The 16,868-nt window shown below is 57.0% G+C and carries 17 protein-coding genes; 2 read left to right on the top strand and 15 right to left on the bottom strand.

Features of this window, described 5'->3' with window-relative positions; all coding sequences use genetic code 11:
* The first annotated feature begins 189 nt into the window (after positions 1-189).
* Positions 190-876: a GntR family transcriptional regulator gene (locus tag ACT3T6_RS15180; protein ID WP_193053383.1), complete on the top strand. Its 687-nt coding sequence runs from the start codon at positions 190-192 to the stop codon at positions 874-876.
* A 29-nt stretch (positions 877-905) separates the two neighbouring features.
* Here ACT3T6_RS15180 and ACT3T6_RS15175 read toward each other — a convergent pair whose 3' ends face one another.
* The 6 genes from ACT3T6_RS15175 to ACT3T6_RS15150 all read right to left on the bottom strand — a co-directional run bounded on the left by ACT3T6_RS15175 (position 906) and on the right by ACT3T6_RS15150 (position 9,807).
* Positions 906-1,331: a YbaN family protein gene (locus tag ACT3T6_RS15175; protein WP_193053384.1), complete on the bottom strand. Its 426-nt coding sequence runs from the start codon at positions 1,329-1,331 to the stop codon at positions 906-908.
* 43 nt (positions 1,332-1,374) lie between these two features.
* Entirely contained in the window at positions 1,375-2,724 is a 1,350-nt protein-coding gene (locus ACT3T6_RS15170) for a TolC family outer membrane protein (protein ID WP_193053385.1), read from the bottom strand.
* Positions 2,721-4,085 carry an HlyD family type I secretion periplasmic adaptor subunit gene (locus ACT3T6_RS15165; RefSeq protein ID WP_444625957.1) on the bottom strand — a complete coding sequence of 455 codons (1,365 nt, stop codon included), beginning with the start codon at positions 4,083-4,085 and terminating at the stop codon, positions 2,721-2,723. Before ACT3T6_RS15165 ends, ACT3T6_RS15170 begins: the two co-directional genes overlap by 4 nt.
* Complete coding sequence (locus ACT3T6_RS15160; protein ID WP_193054571.1) at positions 4,082-5,869, bottom strand: type I secretion system permease/ATPase; 1,788 nt, start codon at positions 5,867-5,869, stop codon at positions 4,082-4,084. Before ACT3T6_RS15160 ends, ACT3T6_RS15165 begins: the two co-directional genes overlap by 4 nt.
* 233 nt (positions 5,870-6,102) lie before the next feature.
* Entirely contained in the window at positions 6,103-6,681 is a 579-nt protein-coding gene (locus ACT3T6_RS15155; protein WP_096655132.1) for a heme acquisition protein HasA, read from the bottom strand.
* A gap of 126 nt (positions 6,682-6,807) precedes the next feature.
* Positions 6,808-9,807, bottom strand: coding sequence for a TonB-dependent receptor (locus ACT3T6_RS15150; protein WP_193054572.1), 3,000 nt, complete (start codon positions 9,805-9,807; stop codon positions 6,808-6,810).
* Between the two features lie 436 nt (positions 9,808-10,243).
* Between ACT3T6_RS15150 and ACT3T6_RS15145 the strand changes: the two genes are divergently transcribed.
* Complete coding sequence (locus ACT3T6_RS15145) at positions 10,244-10,456, top strand: hypothetical protein (protein ID WP_192535744.1); 213 nt, start codon at positions 10,244-10,246, stop codon at positions 10,454-10,456.
* 62 nt (positions 10,457-10,518) lie between these two features.
* Here the strand turns inward: ACT3T6_RS15145 and ACT3T6_RS15140 are convergent, their stop codons facing one another.
* The 9 genes from ACT3T6_RS15140 to ACT3T6_RS15100 all read right to left on the bottom strand — a co-directional run bounded on the left by ACT3T6_RS15140 (position 10,519) and on the right by ACT3T6_RS15100 (position 16,847).
* On the bottom strand, positions 10,519-10,641 hold the full coding sequence (locus ACT3T6_RS15140) for a hypothetical protein (RefSeq protein WP_264298670.1): 123 nt from the start codon (positions 10,639-10,641) through the stop codon (positions 10,519-10,521).
* Between the two features lie 184 nt (positions 10,642-10,825).
* Positions 10,826-11,446, bottom strand: coding sequence for a biliverdin-producing heme oxygenase (locus tag ACT3T6_RS15135; RefSeq protein ID WP_192535742.1), 621 nt, complete (start codon positions 11,444-11,446; stop codon positions 10,826-10,828).
* Between the two features lie 87 nt (positions 11,447-11,533).
* Complete coding sequence (locus ACT3T6_RS15130; RefSeq protein ID WP_193054573.1) at positions 11,534-12,526, bottom strand: FecR family protein; 993 nt, start codon at positions 12,524-12,526, stop codon at positions 11,534-11,536.
* Entirely contained in the window at positions 12,519-13,100 is a 582-nt protein-coding gene (locus ACT3T6_RS15125) for an RNA polymerase sigma factor (protein WP_192535740.1), read from the bottom strand. The genes ACT3T6_RS15130 and ACT3T6_RS15125 overlap by 8 nt, the downstream gene beginning before the upstream one ends.
* Before the next feature lie 31 nt (positions 13,101-13,131).
* Positions 13,132-13,893 carry an ATP-binding cassette domain-containing protein gene (locus tag ACT3T6_RS15120; protein WP_193056660.1) on the bottom strand — a complete coding sequence of 254 codons (762 nt, stop codon included), beginning with the start codon at positions 13,891-13,893 and terminating at the stop codon, positions 13,132-13,134.
* Positions 13,887-14,921, bottom strand: coding sequence for a FecCD family ABC transporter permease (locus ACT3T6_RS15115; protein WP_226913622.1), 1,035 nt, complete (start codon positions 14,919-14,921; stop codon positions 13,887-13,889). Before ACT3T6_RS15115 ends, ACT3T6_RS15120 begins: the two co-directional genes overlap by 7 nt.
* Positions 14,921-15,166, bottom strand: a complete 246-nt coding sequence (locus tag ACT3T6_RS15110; RefSeq protein WP_226913620.1) for a hypothetical protein — start codon at positions 15,164-15,166, stop codon at positions 14,921-14,923. The genes ACT3T6_RS15115 and ACT3T6_RS15110 overlap by 1 nt, the downstream gene beginning before the upstream one ends.
* A complete protein-coding gene (locus ACT3T6_RS15105; protein WP_226913618.1) occupies positions 15,145-15,798 on the bottom strand; it encodes a heme/hemin ABC transporter substrate-binding protein in 654 nt (217 codons plus the stop codon). Before ACT3T6_RS15105 ends, ACT3T6_RS15110 begins: the two co-directional genes overlap by 22 nt.
* Positions 15,795-16,847 carry a ChuX/HutX family heme-like substrate-binding protein gene (locus ACT3T6_RS15100; RefSeq protein WP_193054700.1) on the bottom strand — a complete coding sequence of 351 codons (1,053 nt, stop codon included), beginning with the start codon at positions 16,845-16,847 and terminating at the stop codon, positions 15,795-15,797. The genes ACT3T6_RS15105 and ACT3T6_RS15100 overlap by 4 nt, the downstream gene beginning before the upstream one ends.
* Positions 16,848-16,868 lie beyond the last annotated feature (21 nt).

Genomic DNA, 16,868 nt, shown 5'->3' with positions numbered 1-16,868 from the left:
TGAAATTTAGTGGTATACCATTAGAGAGGTCAACGCTAGAAGGATGATACTTTAGTCGTTGGTAGATTTGTTTTTTCTTTAAATCAATGGCTTAAGTGTTATTGAGGGAGTGTTTTTTATATGTGATTATTTGAAAAGAGTTTTTTGGTATGCCATTATTAATAGACGCTAATCAAAGTGAACAACTCCATGGAAGATATCGCTCCAACCCATAACGCCGGGCTTGTTGAAAAAGTCGCGCATTATTTGCGCGAACATATCGTCATGGATCATTTCCAACCGGGACAGCGGTTACCCGAGCGCACGCTGGCAGTTGAGTTACAAGTGTCGCGTACGCCGCTACGCGAGGCGCTCAAGATTCTTGCGACAGAAGGTTTAGTGGTGATTTCCCCCAACCGCGGGGCTGTGGTTGCGGATGTCAGCGCTGCGGATATGAAAGAAAAGGCCTATGTATTAAGCGTCCTTGAGCAGTCAGCCGCGCAACTGGCGTGTGTCAGGGCTAGCGACGAAGATATTGCTGAGTTACAGGCGCTGCATTACGAAATGAAAGCTTCGTTCTTAAGAAGGGATCGGCAGAACTACTTTCGGCTTAACCAGGATATCCACAACCGGATCGTGGCGCTTTCGGGGAACACGACCCTAATTGATATACACGCCAACCTCAGTCGGCAGCTTTATCGGGTGCGCTATCTGTCCAATCAAAAGAACGATAAATGGGCGAAAGCCATGGAGGAGCACGAGGCCATCATGGCGGCCTTGGAGGCCCGCGACGCCGCACGCGTCGGCGATGAACTGCGCAACCATCTGGGTAAAACGTGGATAAAGTACACGAACGGTGAGGAAGATATCGGTCAGCCGGAAAACCTGACCCTCTAGTCTCGTCCTGGGCAATCTTTATTGCCACATCAATCCTGCTTGGTGGGCTCTGGGCGCGTTGCCAGCCATACCGCCACCCCGGCCAGCAGTGCGATGATGGCCCAGCGCAACCAGCCTTCCCCCAAATGCCAGAGCAGCAGCATGGCGCTGGCGATGATGCTGCTCACCGCCACGTACTTGGCGCGACGTGAAATGGCGCGCTCGCACTCCCAGTTCTTGATCAATGGCCCCACGTAGCGCCGCGAACGAATCCAGGCTTCGAAGCGTGGCGAGCCCTTGGAAGCACAGTAGATCGCCCCGAGCATGAACTCGGTAGTCGGCAGTAGTGGCACGAAAATACCTACGACTCCAATGCCGAAGCTCAGCGCGGCCAGTGCTACCCATAGGGCGCGGGCCAGCGGGCTGCGTGCAGGCTCACGCTGGGGCGATGTCGATGAAGGGGGCGTTTCTTTCATGTGTCGTGGCTCTCTAGGCTTCGGCAGTATCGCCGGAAATCGTTTAGAAATAGTTCGCTACCTGGGCGATATCGCTGTCGTCAAGTTGCCCCGCTTGCCAGCGCAGGCTCAGCCAGGCCACTAGGTAATCGTAGCGAGCCCGCGCCAGATCGCGCAACGCCTCGAAGCGTTGGTGTTCGGCATCCAACACGTCCAGATGGGTACGCTCGCCGCCTTCCAGGCTACGCTGTGTCGCTTCCACGCGCTGGGTGGCGGCCTCGACGGATTGCCGGTACGCCTCTTCGCGCCGCTGGCTGCTACGCACCAGCCGGTACTGGCGTTCTACGTCGTTGAGAATTTCTGCTGTGGTCGCATCCAACTCGTGGCGATGCTGTTCGAAGGTGCTCTGTGCCTGGCGGCTGGCGGCCACGACCCGCCCACCCGAATAGAGCGGCAGGTTGACTTCGACGCCGATGCTGTTGGTATCGTAGCGCTGGCCGATGGTGTTCTCGCTGCTGGAGTCGGAGATCTGGCTGCGGGCATAAAGCTGCACCGTGGGCAAGTGGCCTGCGTACTGGGCATGCACCTGATGGCGCGAGGCATCCAGGGCGCTGCGCTGTGCCGCAAGCTCCGGGTTGTAGGCCAGTGCCAAGGTTTGCCACTCGTCTAACGTGGAGGCACTGGCTTGTGCCTGCTCCGCCAGCACTGCCCAGGCGTCTGGGCGAAGCGGTGCCAGGGGGGAAGCAGGCCGTTGGCCGATGAGCAGGTCGAGTGCGTTGAGTGCGTCCTGCAAGCGGTCCTCGGCTTCGATTAGGCGCGCTTCGACCAGTCGCATCTGTGCGGCAATTTCCAACTGATCGGTACGCGTGCCCTCACCATAGGCGACGAACTGGGTGCTTTTCTCCGACTCCTCTTCCAATGCCCGCAGGTGCGCTTCGGCCAAGGCGATGTCGTCCTCGGCGTAGAGGGTATCGGTATAGGCTTGGAGCACACGAACGGCCAGTGCTTGATAGGCGCGGTCGAGCGTTGCCTCGGCAGCTTCGGCACGCGCCCTGCCTGCCTGATACTGGGCGAAAGCCGCCGCATCCAGTAGCGGCTGGGTCAGAGTCACTGCCGAGGTGTGGCTTGAGTAGCGCATGTCGTTGGTGGTCGTGCCCAGCGGGGTCGACTGCTCTACCTCAGAGTGGTTATGCGCGTAGGAGTAGCGGTAGCCGAGCGTAGGCAGCAGCCGCGAGCGCCCCAGGGCACGCTCCTGCTGCCCGGCATCGCGGGCGTTTTGTGCAGCAAGCCAAGTAGGATCGTATTGGCGGGCGTAGTCGTAAGCGGTCTGGAAATCCAGTGCCTGGGCAGCCAGTGGTAGGCAGAGCCAGCAGCCGATGCTAAGTTTCACCGCCGTTGAACGTAACAACCTCATGCATCCCCCCATGCCATGCGTGCCCGGTCGAACAGGGGCTTGAGCAGATAGTTGAGCAGTGAGCGCTCGCCCGTACGGATGAATGCTTCCACTGGCATGCCCGCCTTTAGCGGCGCTGTGCCCAGCACTGCCAGGTCGTCGTTGGCGACCTCGACCTCCAGGCGGTAGTAAGGCAGGCCGCTGACCTCGTCGACCAAGCGGTCGGCGGAGACCTGCGTAACCGTGCCCGGAACGCGCGGCGTGCTGCTGCGCTCGAACGCGGTGAAGGCAAGCTCTACCGGCAGGCCCGGTGCTACGCGGTCGACCTGGTCGACGGGAAGCTGCCCCTCCACGCGCAATGGCTCGTCTTGCGGGACGATCTCCATCAGCAGACTGCCGGGCTGTGCCACGCCGCCCTCGGTGTGCAAGGCCAAGCCCACCACGCGGCCCGAGCGCGGGGCACGAATCACCGCGTGCGCTTGTTCGTAGGCGTTGTTGGCCATGCGCCCGGCGGCTTCTTGGCCGCGCAGGCGGGCTTGAGCCAGCGCTTCGCCCACTTCGCGCTGATACTCCTCCTGGCGCTGGGTCAGGCGCAGCTCAAGCTCGTCGATCTGGCGTTGGGTTTGCTGCAGGGTGCCGTTGGCGCTGGCAATGTCGCCTTGCAACTGGACGTAACTGCCTTCGAACTCCAGCATTCGGTTGCGTGGTATGTAGCCTCCCGATGCTAGCTCGCTCAGGTTGCGCCGCTGCTCGCTGAGCACGTCAAGGCGTGTTCGCTGCTGACTGAGCGAAGCTTCGAGACCGGTCACTTGAGCGCGTTGCCCGGCAAGGCTGGCCGCAAGCCCCGCGAGTTCGGCGTCGAGGGCACTGCGGCGGCTGGCAAAGAGCAGGCGCTGCTGGCTGACGAGAGTATCAATATCGGCATCGCCCGAGGGCATGAGTTCGGGTGGGAAGGTGATGCTCGCTTGCCCATCGCGCTCGGCTTCCAAGCGCGCCGCTTCCGCCAGCGCCGAGGCGTGCTGCAAGCGCAGCACCTCGGCCTCGTTTTGCAGCTGCGTGGTATCCAGGCTAACCAACGGCCGCCCTTGATCCACTCGATCACCATCGCGCACCCAGAGCCTTTCGACCGTGCCCCCGGTAGGATGCTCGACCGCTTGGCGGTTCCCCGACACCACCACCGTGGCAGGCACGGCGATACCATTATCCAGCGGTGCCCAGGCTGCCCAGGCCACAAACAGTGCTAAGCCTCCCAGTAGCAGCCAACTCCCTATGCGAAGCGGTCGTCGCTTACGGCGCATGGCGAGTGCTTGCCAGTCCGGTATGGCTGAGGAGGTGTGTGGTTTTGCATCAGGTGGCGACTGCGAGATATCGCGAAGGGTCATGCGCGCTGCTCCTGACGATTGATGGAAACATTGCCGTAGCTATAAGCGCTTTGCGCATACGGAGTGGCCATCGCGCCATTGGCAGGAGCTACCGCTTGGCGGGCAGTGTTCAAGGCTTGCAAGATCTCTTCAGTGGGGCCGAACTTCTGCAGGTGGCCTTCACGTAGTACTAGCAAGTGAGAAGTGGCCTTGAGTACCTGAGGGCGGTGGGTAATCAGCACCACCGTAACGTGGCATTCACGCAGTCGCTGTAACGCTTCCAATAGTGCTTTTTCACCGACGTCATCAAGGTTTGCATTGGGTTCGTCCAACACGACGAGTGCCGGGGGGCCGTAGAGCGCCCTCGCTAGGGCAATACGCTGGCGCTGCCCTCCCGAAAGGCCGATCCCACTATCTCCTAAGTAGGTGTCGTAGCCATTGGGTAGGGCCAGAATCAGTTCGTGTACGCCCGCGGTTTTGGCGGCCTCGACGACCTTCATGGGGTCTGGTTCGCTGAAGCGAGCGATATTCTCCGCCACGCTACCTGCAAACAGCTCGACATCCTGAGGCAGGTAGCCGATATGTGGCCCCAGTAGCGCTCTGTTCCAGCTCTTGATATCGGCACCATCCAGCCGCACGGTGCCGATCTTCGGCTTCCAAACACCCACTAGTAGTTTGGCCAGGGTAGATTTGCCTGACCCCGAAGGCCCGATAACACCGAGCACGCTGCCCGCTTCCAATTGGAAGCCCACTTGAACCAACGTGGGTATCTTTCCGCCTGGCGGCATGGCGCTTACCGGCTCCACATTAAGCTTGCCCAGCGGGGCAGGGAGGTCCATGCCTGGCTGGCGGGCCGGGTGTACTGTTAGCAGGTTACCCAAGCGCTGGTAAGCCAGCCGTGTCGAGGTCCATTGCCGCCAAGCGTTGATCACCTGATCAATAGGGCTGAGCGCACGGCCCATTAAAATAGACCCGGCGATCATCGTACCAGGACTGATCTGCCCGCCAATCGCTAGCCAAGCGCCCAACCCCAATACCAGTGACTGTAACGCAATGCGCAGGCTCTTGGAGATAGAAGTAACCAGCGCGGTACGCTCGCTGGCCAGCCCCTGCAGCGCGACAAAGCCATCGTGCAGGTGCGACCAGCGGCGGGTAAAGGCCAACAGCATACCCATCGACTCGATGGCATCAGCATGGTGCAGTTGCGCTTCTGCCATGGCATTCGCCTGTACGGAAAGCTTGCCTGCTTCACGTAGCGGCGGCTGGGAAAGCCGCTCGTTGAGCCATGCCAGACCGATCAACACGATGGCACCCACTAGCGCTAGGCAACCAATCCACGGGTGGAACATAAACATCACCAGCAAATACAGTGGGAACCAGGGGGCATCGAAGAATGCAAATACCGCGTTGCCGGTGATAAATTGGCGCAGCGAATCAAGATCCCGCGTGGCTTGCCCTGCCTGAGCAGCCTGGCCGCTTAGCCCGCGCTCGAAGGCTGCCGCGTAAACCCGCTCCCCCAGTTGTTCATCGAACCGTTCGCCAATATGAATGACTGCTAGGCTGCGTATGTACTCCAAGGCACCCATTAACGCCAACAGCCCCAGCGCCATGCCCGTTAGCATCATTAGCGTGGTGGTATTGCCGGAAGCCAGTACGCGATCATAGACCTGTAGCATATACAGCGGCGGCACTAGCATCAGTAGATTGATAACCGCACTGAACAGCCCTACCGAGCGCAGTGTGCCGCGATAGCGGCTAAGTGCTCGGTAGAGTTCGTTTCCGGGCTGGCGTTGGGAGGGGGTCATTAGCTATGTCCCTGAAAATAGACGTAACAAATCAACGAATCGCCATAGCAATTCGTCTCGAATTCGTTCTCTCATTAGTGCGTTGGTCACGTCTCTGCTTGACTCCTCGTCTCATCGGGCGAGAATGCCGAGGCACCGCGCCAAGGCATAACGCCCCTGACGCGGTGTTTGAACGTTGCGGCAAGGGGATTCCCCTTGCCTTTTTTATTAGGTGTTTATAGCGATGGCGTTGCTCACGCAGCCAGGGCGAAATCGAATTCGCTGGTAGATACGCCAGTGACGGAAGCTGGGATGGCATCGCCGAGAAGGCCTGCATCGTCCAGCACCGCCAATAAGCCGCCGTTGGTGCCAGTGCCAGCGCTGTCATCGGCACCTTCCACCGAGCCGTTCATCAAGCCCCAGATGATGTCGTGCACTTCGTTGCCACGACCGTTATGGCTGGCGACGATGGGATCGTCGAAGGTGAAGGTAATGAAGTCATTGACGACTTCGCCATTGAGGAGATGTGAGCCCAGCGTGAGGCTCTCTAGGGTGCCGGTCAGAGCATGATCAGCGAAGTTATAGGAGAGATCCCCGGTGGCTGAGAAGGCAAACGCACCTTCGTTATTGGCCATGGCATAGGTATCACCCGCTAGGCCCGAGCCTACTCCGTTGGTGAAGAATCCACCTTCATTGATACCGCCCGGGTTATCGTCACTATGCTCGCCGGGTGCGCCTGATTCCTCAAATTCAAGTAGTAGGCTTTCCAATGATGAGCCAGGGATGAAAAGCTCTGGGAAGTTGTTTTCATCGTAGGTATAGCTAATAGACATTTTCAATCTCCTTTATATAACAATGTTGGCCTTGAGGCCGTGAGTTGGCAGGCAAGGTGAGTTACCTGCCCTGTATGCCCGCTTGGCGGGCATATTCGTTAACAGCACAATAGCGCTGTCATGAAATTAAAAACGCAGTTCTGCCCCGGCCATTAGGGTGCGGCCTGCCCCATAGCTCTTGGAGAAAATATCCGAGTAGCCGGTCACGTAGTTGCGGTCGCGGACGTTGAGCATGGTGGCGCGCAGCAGCAGGTTAGGGTTGACCTGATAGCTGGCGTAGAGGTCCCAGGTGACGTAGCTGGGCCACAGGTCAAAGTCGAAATCCTCCGGGCCGCCCGCGGCGCTGTAGTTAAGGCGGGTGCCTACATCCAGGCGCTGGCCGAACCAGCGGGTACCGAAGGTGAGGCTGCCGCGATCCATCGGCAACTGACGGGCGCTGTTCATACCGATCACATCAATGCCGCAATAGGTTTGGTTATCGAGTTGATCCTCGCGGGACTCGTAGCCCGCTTCGATTGCTTCATAGTGAGCGTCAGGGTAGCTGCCATCTTCATTGGGCATATCTTGTTGAATCCATCCGCTTCCCAGCGGGTAGATCCTCTGACAGAAGGCATTGTCGCTGCCCAGAACATGGGTATAGTTGGCCTGCGTGTACCAGCGCTCGGCGTCATAATCGATCTCCAGCTCCAAACCACGGAAGTCCATGGGCAGCAAGTTGGGCACGAACATGGTGTGGCCCAGCCCCGTACCCGGCTGCCCCGGCATTACGTTAACCATGGAGGTAATCAGGTAGTTGTCCACCCGGGTATCGTAGTAGGAGAGCTTGCTGAAGAAACGATCTCCACCCTTAAACAGATCCTGGGCAGTAAAGTTGGCGCCTAGATCCCAACTGCGCGAGGTTTCCGGTTGTGCATGGGGGTTAGGGAATAGCACTGCAAAAGGGTCACCAGGGTGGCTGCCCTGCATCAGAGTTTCGGTGAGTGCCGGTGGTCGCCAGCCTCGGCCCCAGTTGGCAAATAGCTCGATGTTCTCATTAGGACGGTAGGCTGCGGATAGCGTTGGCAGAAGCTTGTCCATGCTGTTATCGACGTCATAGTCATGCAGCACGGTTTCTGATTGCCACATTGGATTGAAGTTGTTGCTGGTCTGATAGTTAGGAAAAGTGGTTGGATCATTGACGTATGCCTGCTCTTGAGGAATTCGATCACACGCTCTTTGGCGTTGCGCCTCTGAAAGATACGGACTGCGACACTTACTTTCTGCGCTATTTAATCTGGACTGCGCGTATCTCAGCGCCATTGCATAGCGATCATTATATGTCCACTCCGCCCCCGGCAGTTGAGTTGAGCCCTTGAGCTTGTAGTAGTCATAGCGCAGCCCCGCTGCCAGAGTAAACGTCTCATCTTCCCACTGTAAGTTGCCAAAGGCGCTGGCAATACTGCGTTCACCGTTGGGCTGCATGGTGTTGTCGTTGGCACCAAACTGCCGCCCGCCGCGTTCTTGCGTCGTCGTCGATTCGCCTTTGTCGATAAAGTATTCGACCCCGTGATTGGAAGAGAAACCATCAATCCCGCCGAGTGCAAAATGTGCAGTATTTTCCAGCGTAAAGCCGTAGGTATCGATTTGAGTGCGGTTATTGTTGTCAAGCCCCGCCCGGCAGGCGCTATATGCATTATCTGGGATGGGATTCTGTTCACAGACACCGATCATCCAGTAAAGCTCGGTCATATCGGTGCCGTTTAGCACCACGGGCCGACCAGCTTCGGTATAACGCTGTCCTTCTGTAGATACGAAATAGGCGTTAGCCTCCAAGTTAAGCAGAGGGGAGGAGGGGTTAAGGTTATAGCGCAGGCTGACCGAGTCGGAGGATGTGCTGGCATCGCCAAAGCGGCGCCAGGCATCATCGCCGTCGACCACCTCACCAGCCCTCATTATCTGCCGATCCGAGACGTTGTTGTAAGAGAGTTCGGTACCCAGGTAGGAAAACGTCAGTGACTGGTCGTCATCGATATGAAAGCGTGCCTTGAACAGGTTTGAGTCCTGCTCGTTGTCGGTGAAGCGGACTCGGTCGACATCCTGAACGATGTCTTTATGAAACTCATCCTGAACACCTACCGTAAGAAAATCGTAGTTTGGTCGACGGCGGCCGGGGGCGAATTCGCCAAAGTTGCGGTTGCTGCGTGCCGCCAAGAGCTCCAAACGGTCGCCAAAGCGTCCCGCCACGGCTGCGCTGCCGATGAAGTTGACCCCATTGCTGCGGCCACCGACGCCAGTCATGCCGCGTAAGCGCACGCCGATATCTTTACCCGGTAGAAGAACATCATCCACGTCGATGGTGCGGAAGTTGGCACTGCCGGCGATGGCCCCCGCACCATGCACGCCCGTGCTGGCCCCCTTCTCGACCACCACGTCCGAGAGCAGCTCGGAATCGACATACATGGTGCCGTTACGCTGTTGGTGACCGTTGTCGTTGAAGTTCTGGCGCATGCCGTCGACCATCATGTTGACGCGCCCAAAGTCCTGCATGCCCCGAATATTGACCGAGAGCCCCGGGTCCTGGGCGTTGACGGCACTGTAGACACCAGGGGTCTCCTGCAGCATATCGGCGGCGTGGCGCGGCGGCGTGCGATCAATCTGTTCGCGCGTGATCACGCTTACCGAGCGTGGCTCATGATAGACCCAGTCGTCACCGATACGGTCTGCCGATACGGTCAGAGTGCTAAAGGCTGTTTGGTTGCCCACGGTGATTGAGGTGGTTGGTTCCAGTAGTTCTGCCGTTCTGCCATTGCGGTATGAAAAGGTCAGTGATGAGTCGGCTAGCAGTGTGCGAAGTGCTTCATCGGCAGTCATTTCGCCGCGTAAGGCCGGTGCGGTACCGTTGATGGGCTGGCCATCCTGACGGACGACAGCAATCTGCGTGGTAGCGGTAAATTCACCCAGCGAGTAGAGCAGGTGCTGTTCGGGCAGGTCGAACGTGTAGCGCTGCTGCAAAGGATTTTGCTGCAGCGCCTTGGATGAGTTCGGTACAGAGGGCTGGGCCTGTGCCAATACCTGAGTTTGCGCGGCAAGCAGGCCCAGTATCACAGCGGCAGTGATTGGGGATCGGGAAAAAACCTTAAAATGCATTGAAATAAAGCTCCCTTGTTACGCTAATAATAATCGTTTGTATCTTAATTAACGATTGGGATGAGAATTTCCCTCATCTGAAATAAATTTTTTGCCAAATTATTTTGTGGGGCCGTGGTATGGGACGCGATGCGTGGCATGCCATGCATGCAGGTTTCCCTCTGGGCATACGAGCATGCGTTATATACCCCTCGTTCAACTTCGGGGTTAATCATAATCAATTGCAATTGATATTTGCTTATATTTGAGATTGTTTATATTTTATAGTGATCAAATCAAAGGCAGATTAGGTACATTCAAGGGGGGGATGGTATGGCTCAGGAAATCGAGTGGGATGATATCACCGTATGCCTCCCTCCCGGTATGAGGGAGCGGGCATGGTTCAGGCGTTTATCTTGGTGGAGGCTTCACCATAGACGGTATGCGAATGGGTGGCATGGGCGACGATATTTTTGTCATTCATGGCGGAAGTAATTGTATCGTTTTTAACGATGGTGGTTTTATAACTCCCAATGAAGAGGGTATAACACGAAAAGAAGTGCACGGGTTGGTGACTATTCATGAGTCCAAGGTGTTTAATTTCCGCAATTATGTGCCTTATCTCGGCGTACATTACCGCTTGGCTGCAAAAACTGAGTGCAACACCTGAGCATTTCGCTAAGGTGTTGCGCTCAGTTTCTGCAGCCGCCGTTTGTAGTTGAGCGAACTGCATCAGCAGGTTTGTTCGGCGGTCACGGCAATCGTCAATGCAACTGCGATCAGCACGCTATGCAGAAAAACGCCGCTTGCCAAGGCGATCATTAGCGAAATCCATACGCTAGGTGTTTCTGTCATTAGCCCATAGAGTGAGCTTAAACACCCGCTTATCAGTGAAATCATGAATAAGCTGGCTGCCCACCAGTTGAGCAACAGAGAGGCGGCAGGAAAGGCGTATACAAGCAATCTGGACGAGTGTCCCTGTAGAGTCTGGTTCACTAAAATTCCCCGTTATATCGTTTTAGTAACGCTTCTTTTGGCGTTATTTTTGGTTATTAGTTAGTACGTTAGAGGCCAGCGATTTAACGAAAGTAAAGGCCGCTCTGGCGCCGTTTAAGGCTTCGTTTGCCTGTTCTTCAGAGAGCGGGATGGCGTCTAGCTGTGCAGTGAAGCGGCGCCAGTGCAACCCACGTCCTGCATCGCTGGGGGCGAGGTGACGGGCACCAAAATTGATGGAGAGGTTAAGTTGGCTGGCGTATTTGAGCAGAAAAGCCGCACCCAGGTTCGAGCCTTCATTGACATAAAGCCAGCCAACCGCAGCCGCTTGAGATTCGATAGCGGGTACTGAGAGAGCATCGTCAGTCAAGTCATCGAGGTTGAGGGCAAGATCCTGGCAATCTCTGATCACTGCTTGGTAACGACTGCGCTCGGCCAGCCCTTCCAGCCAGTCGTTCAGCTCAGGCTGAAGATAAAGCACTTCAGTGTGACGTTGGAACTGATATTGAACCGTTAGAAATCTCTTGTAGCCTTCCAGGCTGGCAAAAGGGGCGAGTTCCATAATGGCTTTATCAACATGTTCATGAGCAGTATGGGTATCCAACTTTAGACGCTTGCTCAAGGGGAGAGTATTCGTCTCTCTTGAAGGGGAAAGAAGTGTTTCCATGAGTCGTTCTCTTTAGTGAGATGAATGAAATCAGGGACGTAAATGGAGGCGCAATCCCCGTGTGTGCGTGTATTACCTATGAGTACTTCACCCCGTGCGTAGCCACAGTAAATCGCCGGGTAAGCGATGAACCTCAATGTCAGATACATGAGTCAAGGCTGAAAGCAGAGCCTCCGGCTGGTCGACAGGGAAGCTTCCGGAAAGACGTACGTCAGAAAAAGCGTGAGTATCGAGTAGTAGGCGGCCTGGTAGCATGCGTTCCAATTGAGCAACGATCTCACTCATTCCTGCGTCATCGAATACAACTCTTCCTTCCTTCCAGCCAAGTGCTACAGGCAGAGCTACCGGTGAGACAGGGCCAAGTTCGCCATTGATAAGTGCCACTTGCTTACCGCCACCCAACAGGGCTTGGTGTCCTTGACTGTCTGTAATGGCTACTTGCCCCTCTGCCACCGTCACGGTGACACTGTCAGTGCTATGCATCACAGCAAAGTGAGTACCGATAACCTTTATCGATGCTTCGCCAGCGGTAATGGTGAAGGGGCGCTGGGCATCTTGCGTAACATCAACCCATAATCGCCCGCGTCTTAGCGTTAGTCCTCTGTAGGTTTCGTCAAACTCAATGTCCAGCGCGCTATTCCCATCCAGTAAAAGAGACGAGCCGTCTGCCAGTAGAAGTTGTTTCATTTGCCCTGGTGTCGTGACGGCATCGGCTGTCAGTCGATCCCAGTTGGCTGGTTCACGCCATAGTTCAAGGCTCAACAGCAAGCCGAGCATGCATAGGGCAGCGACTGCCCATCCCCACGGTCGTTCATTCCGCCGTTTGGATGGCGTGGCAGACTGTTGAAGGTGAAACAGGCGAATGGGGGCTTCAATATCCTGCCAAAGCTGTTTCGCTTCTTGATACGCAAAGTGGTGAAGCGGGCTTTGTTGTAGCCACGCGTTGAACGCCTGTTGATCATGTTGGGTGACGCTTGCATCCTTGAGTTTAAGATACCAAGCGATGGCATCATCCATGGTGGCGTCATCTATTGCAGGCGATGGCGCTGGCTGGCTCAAAGGTTCGTTTGGTTTAGTCACGGTCTAACCCTTCCTGGGAACGTGGCCTGTTGTTATTAATACAACGAGTGGACTGAATGTTTTCCTCATTGATTGATTGTTTTTTCCATTTACGACACTGGCGCATCGCGTGCATCATGTCTTTTTCAACCGTGCTAACAGAAATGCCCAAGCGCTCGGCAATAGCCTGATAGGTCTCACCGCTAATTCGATTGAGTAGGAATACGCGTTTAGTTCTGGGGGGAAGGGTATTTAATTGATCGATTAGTTTCTGCCACTGTTGAGTCTTATGAGCAATTTGTTCTGGACTTGGCTCCTGAGGGGGCTCATCAATAGTGGCATTAAATTCTTGAGTTTGATGACGCTTACGCACCCCTTGGGATCGTAAATAGTCCAGCGCTAGGTTGTGCGCCGTGCGGTGTAGCAAGCCAGCAGTATCTGTTTCTTTAGAGGGGCGTTGCCACAGCTTAACAAAGGTGTCTTGTGCCAGATCCTCTGCAACACTAGTGCTACCAACAACCTGCTTGATACGTTTTATAAGACGATGCCGCTCGTTAAGAAACATGCGAAGCAGAGCAGAAGAAGTTTTGGTCATGCGAGGCTTGCTCATCTCATTAATAAAAAAATCACGGCGCAAGGGTAATAAGAGGAGCCAACGCCATGTCGCTTTGGATGCAGTAAAGTTCCGCTCCATACACCTTGGCGATGGTCGTAGTCTTTAAAACGTGTCGGGGTTTACCATGCGCTATACGCTGCCCCTTTTGCAGTAACCAAACGTAGTCGGCGTAAGTGCCGGCCAGGTTCAGGTCATGTAGGACGCATACGATGGCCATATGATGCCGTGTGGCCCAGGTGCGTAGTTGACGCATTAGTCGCTGCTGCTGGCCGATATCCAAGGCGCTGGTGGGTTCATCCAGCAGAAGCAGGCCGCCATCCCTGGCAGCGTCCGAGCGCCGCGAGAGCAGTTGGCAGGCGCCGCGGGCGATCATCACTCGCTGGCGCTCGCCGCCCGAGAGCGAGAGTACGCTGCGCTTGGCGAGCGGGACGAGGTCCAGATCATCGAGTAGTTCGGCGATGAGTGCTTTATCGGGGTTGCTCCCCAGACACACCAGTTCTTCCACTCGCCAATCGAAGCCGACAGGCTCCTGCTGAGCGACAAGCGCACGACGGTTGGCGAGCGCGGTGATCTCCCATTCATGTAGCAAGTGGCCATCCAACTGTACGGTGCCCTGTTCGCAGCGGCGATAGCCTGACAGCATGCTGAGCAGCGTGCTTTTGCCTGCGCCATTAGGCCCTACAATCGCGAGCAGTTCGCCTGGATGGATCTCACCATTCATGGGCGCTAGTGCGGGAATTGAGGTTAGCCCCGCTTGATGCAGGGTCAGCATGACGGGCTCCGGCGCATAAGCAGATACAGAAAGTAGGGCCCGCCCAAAAGGCTCGTTAGCAGCCCGACCGGGATCTCGGCAGGAGCGGCTAGCGTACGAGCCAGGGTATCGGCGACCACTAATAACAAAGCACCGCCCAGCATTGAGGCAGGCAGGAGTAACCTGTGTCCGGGCCCTAGCCAAAGCCGTAGGCAGTGGGGAACCAGCAGGCCAAGAAAGCCAATGACACCGGTGAGGGCTACGCACAGCCCGACGCCAAGTGAGGTGGCCACGACAATACGGCGTTTTAGGCGGTTGGCGTCCAGCCCCGCCGCATGGGCCGTGGTTTCGCCTAGTTGAAGCAGGTCAAGCTCGCTGGCGCTGCGCATTAGCATCCACAGTGCCAGGCTAATCAGTACCAGGGCGATAGCGGTGGTTCGCCATAAGGCATGGGTTAGCGTGCCCATACCCCACAGGCTCAGTTGGCGCAGCTGTTCATCGCTGGCGATAAACGCAAGGACACCACCCGCAGCGCCGGCCAGAGTGTTAATCGCCAGGCCCGCTAGCAGCAGGGTCATAACGGCGGCACTCCCACCCTGGCGTTTGGCCAAGCCAAACACGATGACACATACGCTCAGCGCGCCCAAAAAGCCAGCAGCAAACTGGCCGTAAAGGCTGTTGACGGCGCTATCCTGAAAAATAACGATCCATAGCGCCACAAATAGCCCGGCACCGCTGGCAAGGCCGAGCAGCGTTGGGTCGGCTAAAGGATTACGAAATAGCCCCTGCATGGCAGCGCCGCTGCCCGCGAGCATGGCGCCTACGGCAACCCCCAGCAGCAAGCGCGGTAAGCGCAGCTGCCACCAAACCTGCATGCTGAGCGTATCGGCATTGCCGCTTAGCAGTGCCCATGGGGAAAGTCCTAACGCTCCCGACGCCGCACCCCACGCCAAGGCAAGTAACAGCGCAAGCGTTAAACCGATAAGGACTCGTGGAGCGCGCCCCATCGGTCGCATCGTACGCTGACGATAAGCCGTTAAGCTAACCATTACGGCGCAGCCAGTGCTGTGGGCGAGGCGTTGAGCAGCGCTTCAACATCCTGGCGTAAGGCTAACAGCTGGTCGGGCGCACGCGGCCCAAAGCCCAACAGTGCCTGGTCATCGATAACGACTAACCGCTGCGCTTGGCCTGCTGGAGTAAGTGCCATGCCGGGTAATTGCCATAAGGCCGTTGGGCCGCCCATAGCCTCTAAACCGCGCGCTGACATAATGATCAGCTCAGGCGCTTCGCGCACCAGCGCCTCGGCGCCTCGGCGCCAACACTGTGGTACCCCTCCATTGCTGCAAAGGCGTTTTCCAGCCCGACGGCTTCAAGTGCCGTATGCGCCGCGGTTTGGCGACCGGCGGCGCGCGGCGTTAAGCCGCTATGCTGGAGAATAAACATCGTCCGAGTTGAAGGTAAGGGGGGCAAATCGGCCAAGTATTGAAGCTTGTCAGTCAAGGTTTGCGCTAAAGCGTTGGCTTGTTCACGCCGGTCAGTATAGCCACCCACCGCGCGAACCTTTGTCGCAATACCTGCCAGCGTAGCGGGTGCGCTCACTATATCCAGGGTGACGCCGACAGCGTCCAGTTGTTCAAGCACTTCTTTAGGGCCGGCATGCTGATTGGCAAGGATACGGTCAGGCTGAACCGACAGTACGCTTTCGGCCGAGAGCTGGCGTAAATAACCCACAGAGGGCAGCGCTGTCAGGGCCTCAGGATAAAGAACGGTATCGTCGCGGGCGACCAGATTGATGTCGGCCTTCAAGGCCGAAAGCGTTTCAGCCATATCGCCGCCCAGCGCGACCCAGCGTTCGCTGGCGCTCGTTTCCAGGCTAAACAACAGCGCAAACAAAACCCCAGGCAGCAGTCGAACAGGCTGCTTCATGCCACGGCCTCACGCTGACGAAGCCCATTCAATAGCTGCCGCCAGGCGTTGGATTCGGGATTGCCCTCTCGGCGCTCGGCGTATATTTGCAGGACTAATGCGCCTTGTGCGTCAAACGCTTCAATGCTGGTGACGCCTCCATCACGATTGGGTTTAGACACTTGCCACACCTGATCAATGGCGGTGTCGTCCAAGTGCAGGGTAAAGCTATCGCCAAACAGATTCAGCCAACCCCGTGCGCGCTGGGGCGTGGGCAGCGTGCCCGTGCGGATTTGTACGCAGCCGGGGCTGGCGACAAACAGCATGAGCGGCAAGGCGTGTTGGCTTGCCTGATGGAGCAGGTTTTCCAGTATGTTAGCCGGTAGCGCCCGGGTGTAGTGGCCCTCCATCAGCTGGTTGGCCTCAATACGCTCCAGGCGATGGCGCTGCAGCAGAGCGAAGAATTGATGCACGTCCTGCATCGCTCCCCATTCGCTCGCAAGGTCGGGGGCGTTGGGAAGCGGGCGTTTAAGGCGTGGTGCACTCTGGGTGAACGCCGGAGTGTCCTGGGTGCCGAGTGCTGCTAACGCGTCCCAGGCGCTGGGAAGCGGTGTTTCTAGCGCAAAGCATTTGTGCACGGCGCAGCCATGCTGGTTAAATATTTGCAGGCTCCAGCGCCACTCCTCCGAGCCATCTTGTGAAGGCATGGCATCGCGAATCAAGCACACCCAGTGCCAGTGGGAATACAGCAAGCGAAGATCCAAACCGCAGGGGTCGAGCAGTAGTCCCGTTTGGGCTCCGCCGCGCAGTTCAGGATAGTCCCCGGTTTGTTCAAGGACGGCCAGGCGCGAGCGGGTCAGCGATTTTACGCGGCCAAGCGTGGGCAGATAGCTTGCGATCTCACTGGGTGGCAGGGGCAGTGTCCATACATCACGCCCCAGGCGAGCCGCCTGTAACTCGCCTTCGCTAATAGCCAGACGCTCGGCAATGTCGATGGCGGGCAGGCGCGGCTGGGCCGCCCGCGCAGCATCAAAGGCTTCCAGAATAGCGATCTGTTGGGATTGCGTCATGAGCTCACCTCCATCGGGTGC

The sequence above is a fragment of the Halomonas sp. 72 genome, from assembly GCF_052379785.1.
GTDB lineage: Bacteria > Pseudomonadota > Gammaproteobacteria > Pseudomonadales > Halomonadaceae > Vreelandella > Vreelandella citrativorans.
Note: the sequence above shows the minus strand (reverse complement) of the source record. Positions and strands in the feature narration are given on the sequence as shown.

Bases quoted from the DNA above. Each gene is read 5' to 3' on its own strand.
- ACT3T6_RS15160 (WP_193054571.1), bottom strand. From the start codon at position 5,869: ATGACCCCCTCCCAACGCCAGCCCGGAAACGAACTCTACCGAGCACTT.
- ACT3T6_RS15145 (WP_192535744.1), top strand. From the start codon at position 10,244: ATGGGCGACGATATTTTTGTCATTCATGGCGGAAGTAATTGTATCGTT.
- ACT3T6_RS15115 (WP_226913622.1), bottom strand. From the start codon at position 14,921: ATGGTTAGCTTAACGGCTTATCGTCAGCGTACGATGCGACCGATGGGG.
- ACT3T6_RS15175 (WP_193053384.1), bottom strand. From the start codon at position 1,331: ATGAAAGAAACGCCCCCTTCATCGACATCGCCCCAGCGTGAGCCTGCA.
- ACT3T6_RS15100 (WP_193054700.1), bottom strand. From the start codon at position 16,847: ATGACGCAATCCCAACAGATCGCTATTCTGGAAGCCTTTGATGCTGCG.
- ACT3T6_RS15105 (WP_226913618.1), bottom strand. From the start codon at position 15,798: ATGAAGCAGCCTGTTCGACTGCTGCCTGGGGTTTTGTTTGCGCTGTTG.
- ACT3T6_RS15170 (WP_193053385.1), bottom strand. From the start codon at position 2,724: ATGAGGTTGTTACGTTCAACGGCGGTGAAACTTAGCATCGGCTGCTGG.
- ACT3T6_RS15140 (WP_264298670.1), bottom strand. From the start codon at position 10,641: ATGACAGAAACACCTAGCGTATGGATTTCGCTAATGATCGCCTTGGCA.
- ACT3T6_RS15165 (WP_444625957.1), bottom strand. From the start codon at position 4,085: ATGACCCTTCGCGATATCTCGCAGTCGCCACCTGATGCAAAACCACAC.
- ACT3T6_RS15135 (WP_192535742.1), bottom strand. From the start codon at position 11,446: ATGGAAACACTTCTTTCCCCTTCAAGAGAGACGAATACTCTCCCCTTG.
- ACT3T6_RS15125 (WP_192535740.1), bottom strand. From the start codon at position 13,100: ATGACCAAAACTTCTTCTGCTCTGCTTCGCATGTTTCTTAACGAGCGG.
- ACT3T6_RS15180 (WP_193053383.1), top strand. From the start codon at position 190: ATGGAAGATATCGCTCCAACCCATAACGCCGGGCTTGTTGAAAAAGTC.
- ACT3T6_RS15150 (WP_193054572.1), bottom strand. From the start codon at position 9,807: ATGCATTTTAAGGTTTTTTCCCGATCCCCAATCACTGCCGCTGTGATA.
- ACT3T6_RS15120 (WP_193056660.1), bottom strand. From the start codon at position 13,893: ATGCTGACCCTGCATCAAGCGGGGCTAACCTCAATTCCCGCACTAGCG.
- ACT3T6_RS15155 (WP_096655132.1), bottom strand. From the start codon at position 6,681: ATGTCTATTAGCTATACCTACGATGAAAACAACTTCCCAGAGCTTTTC.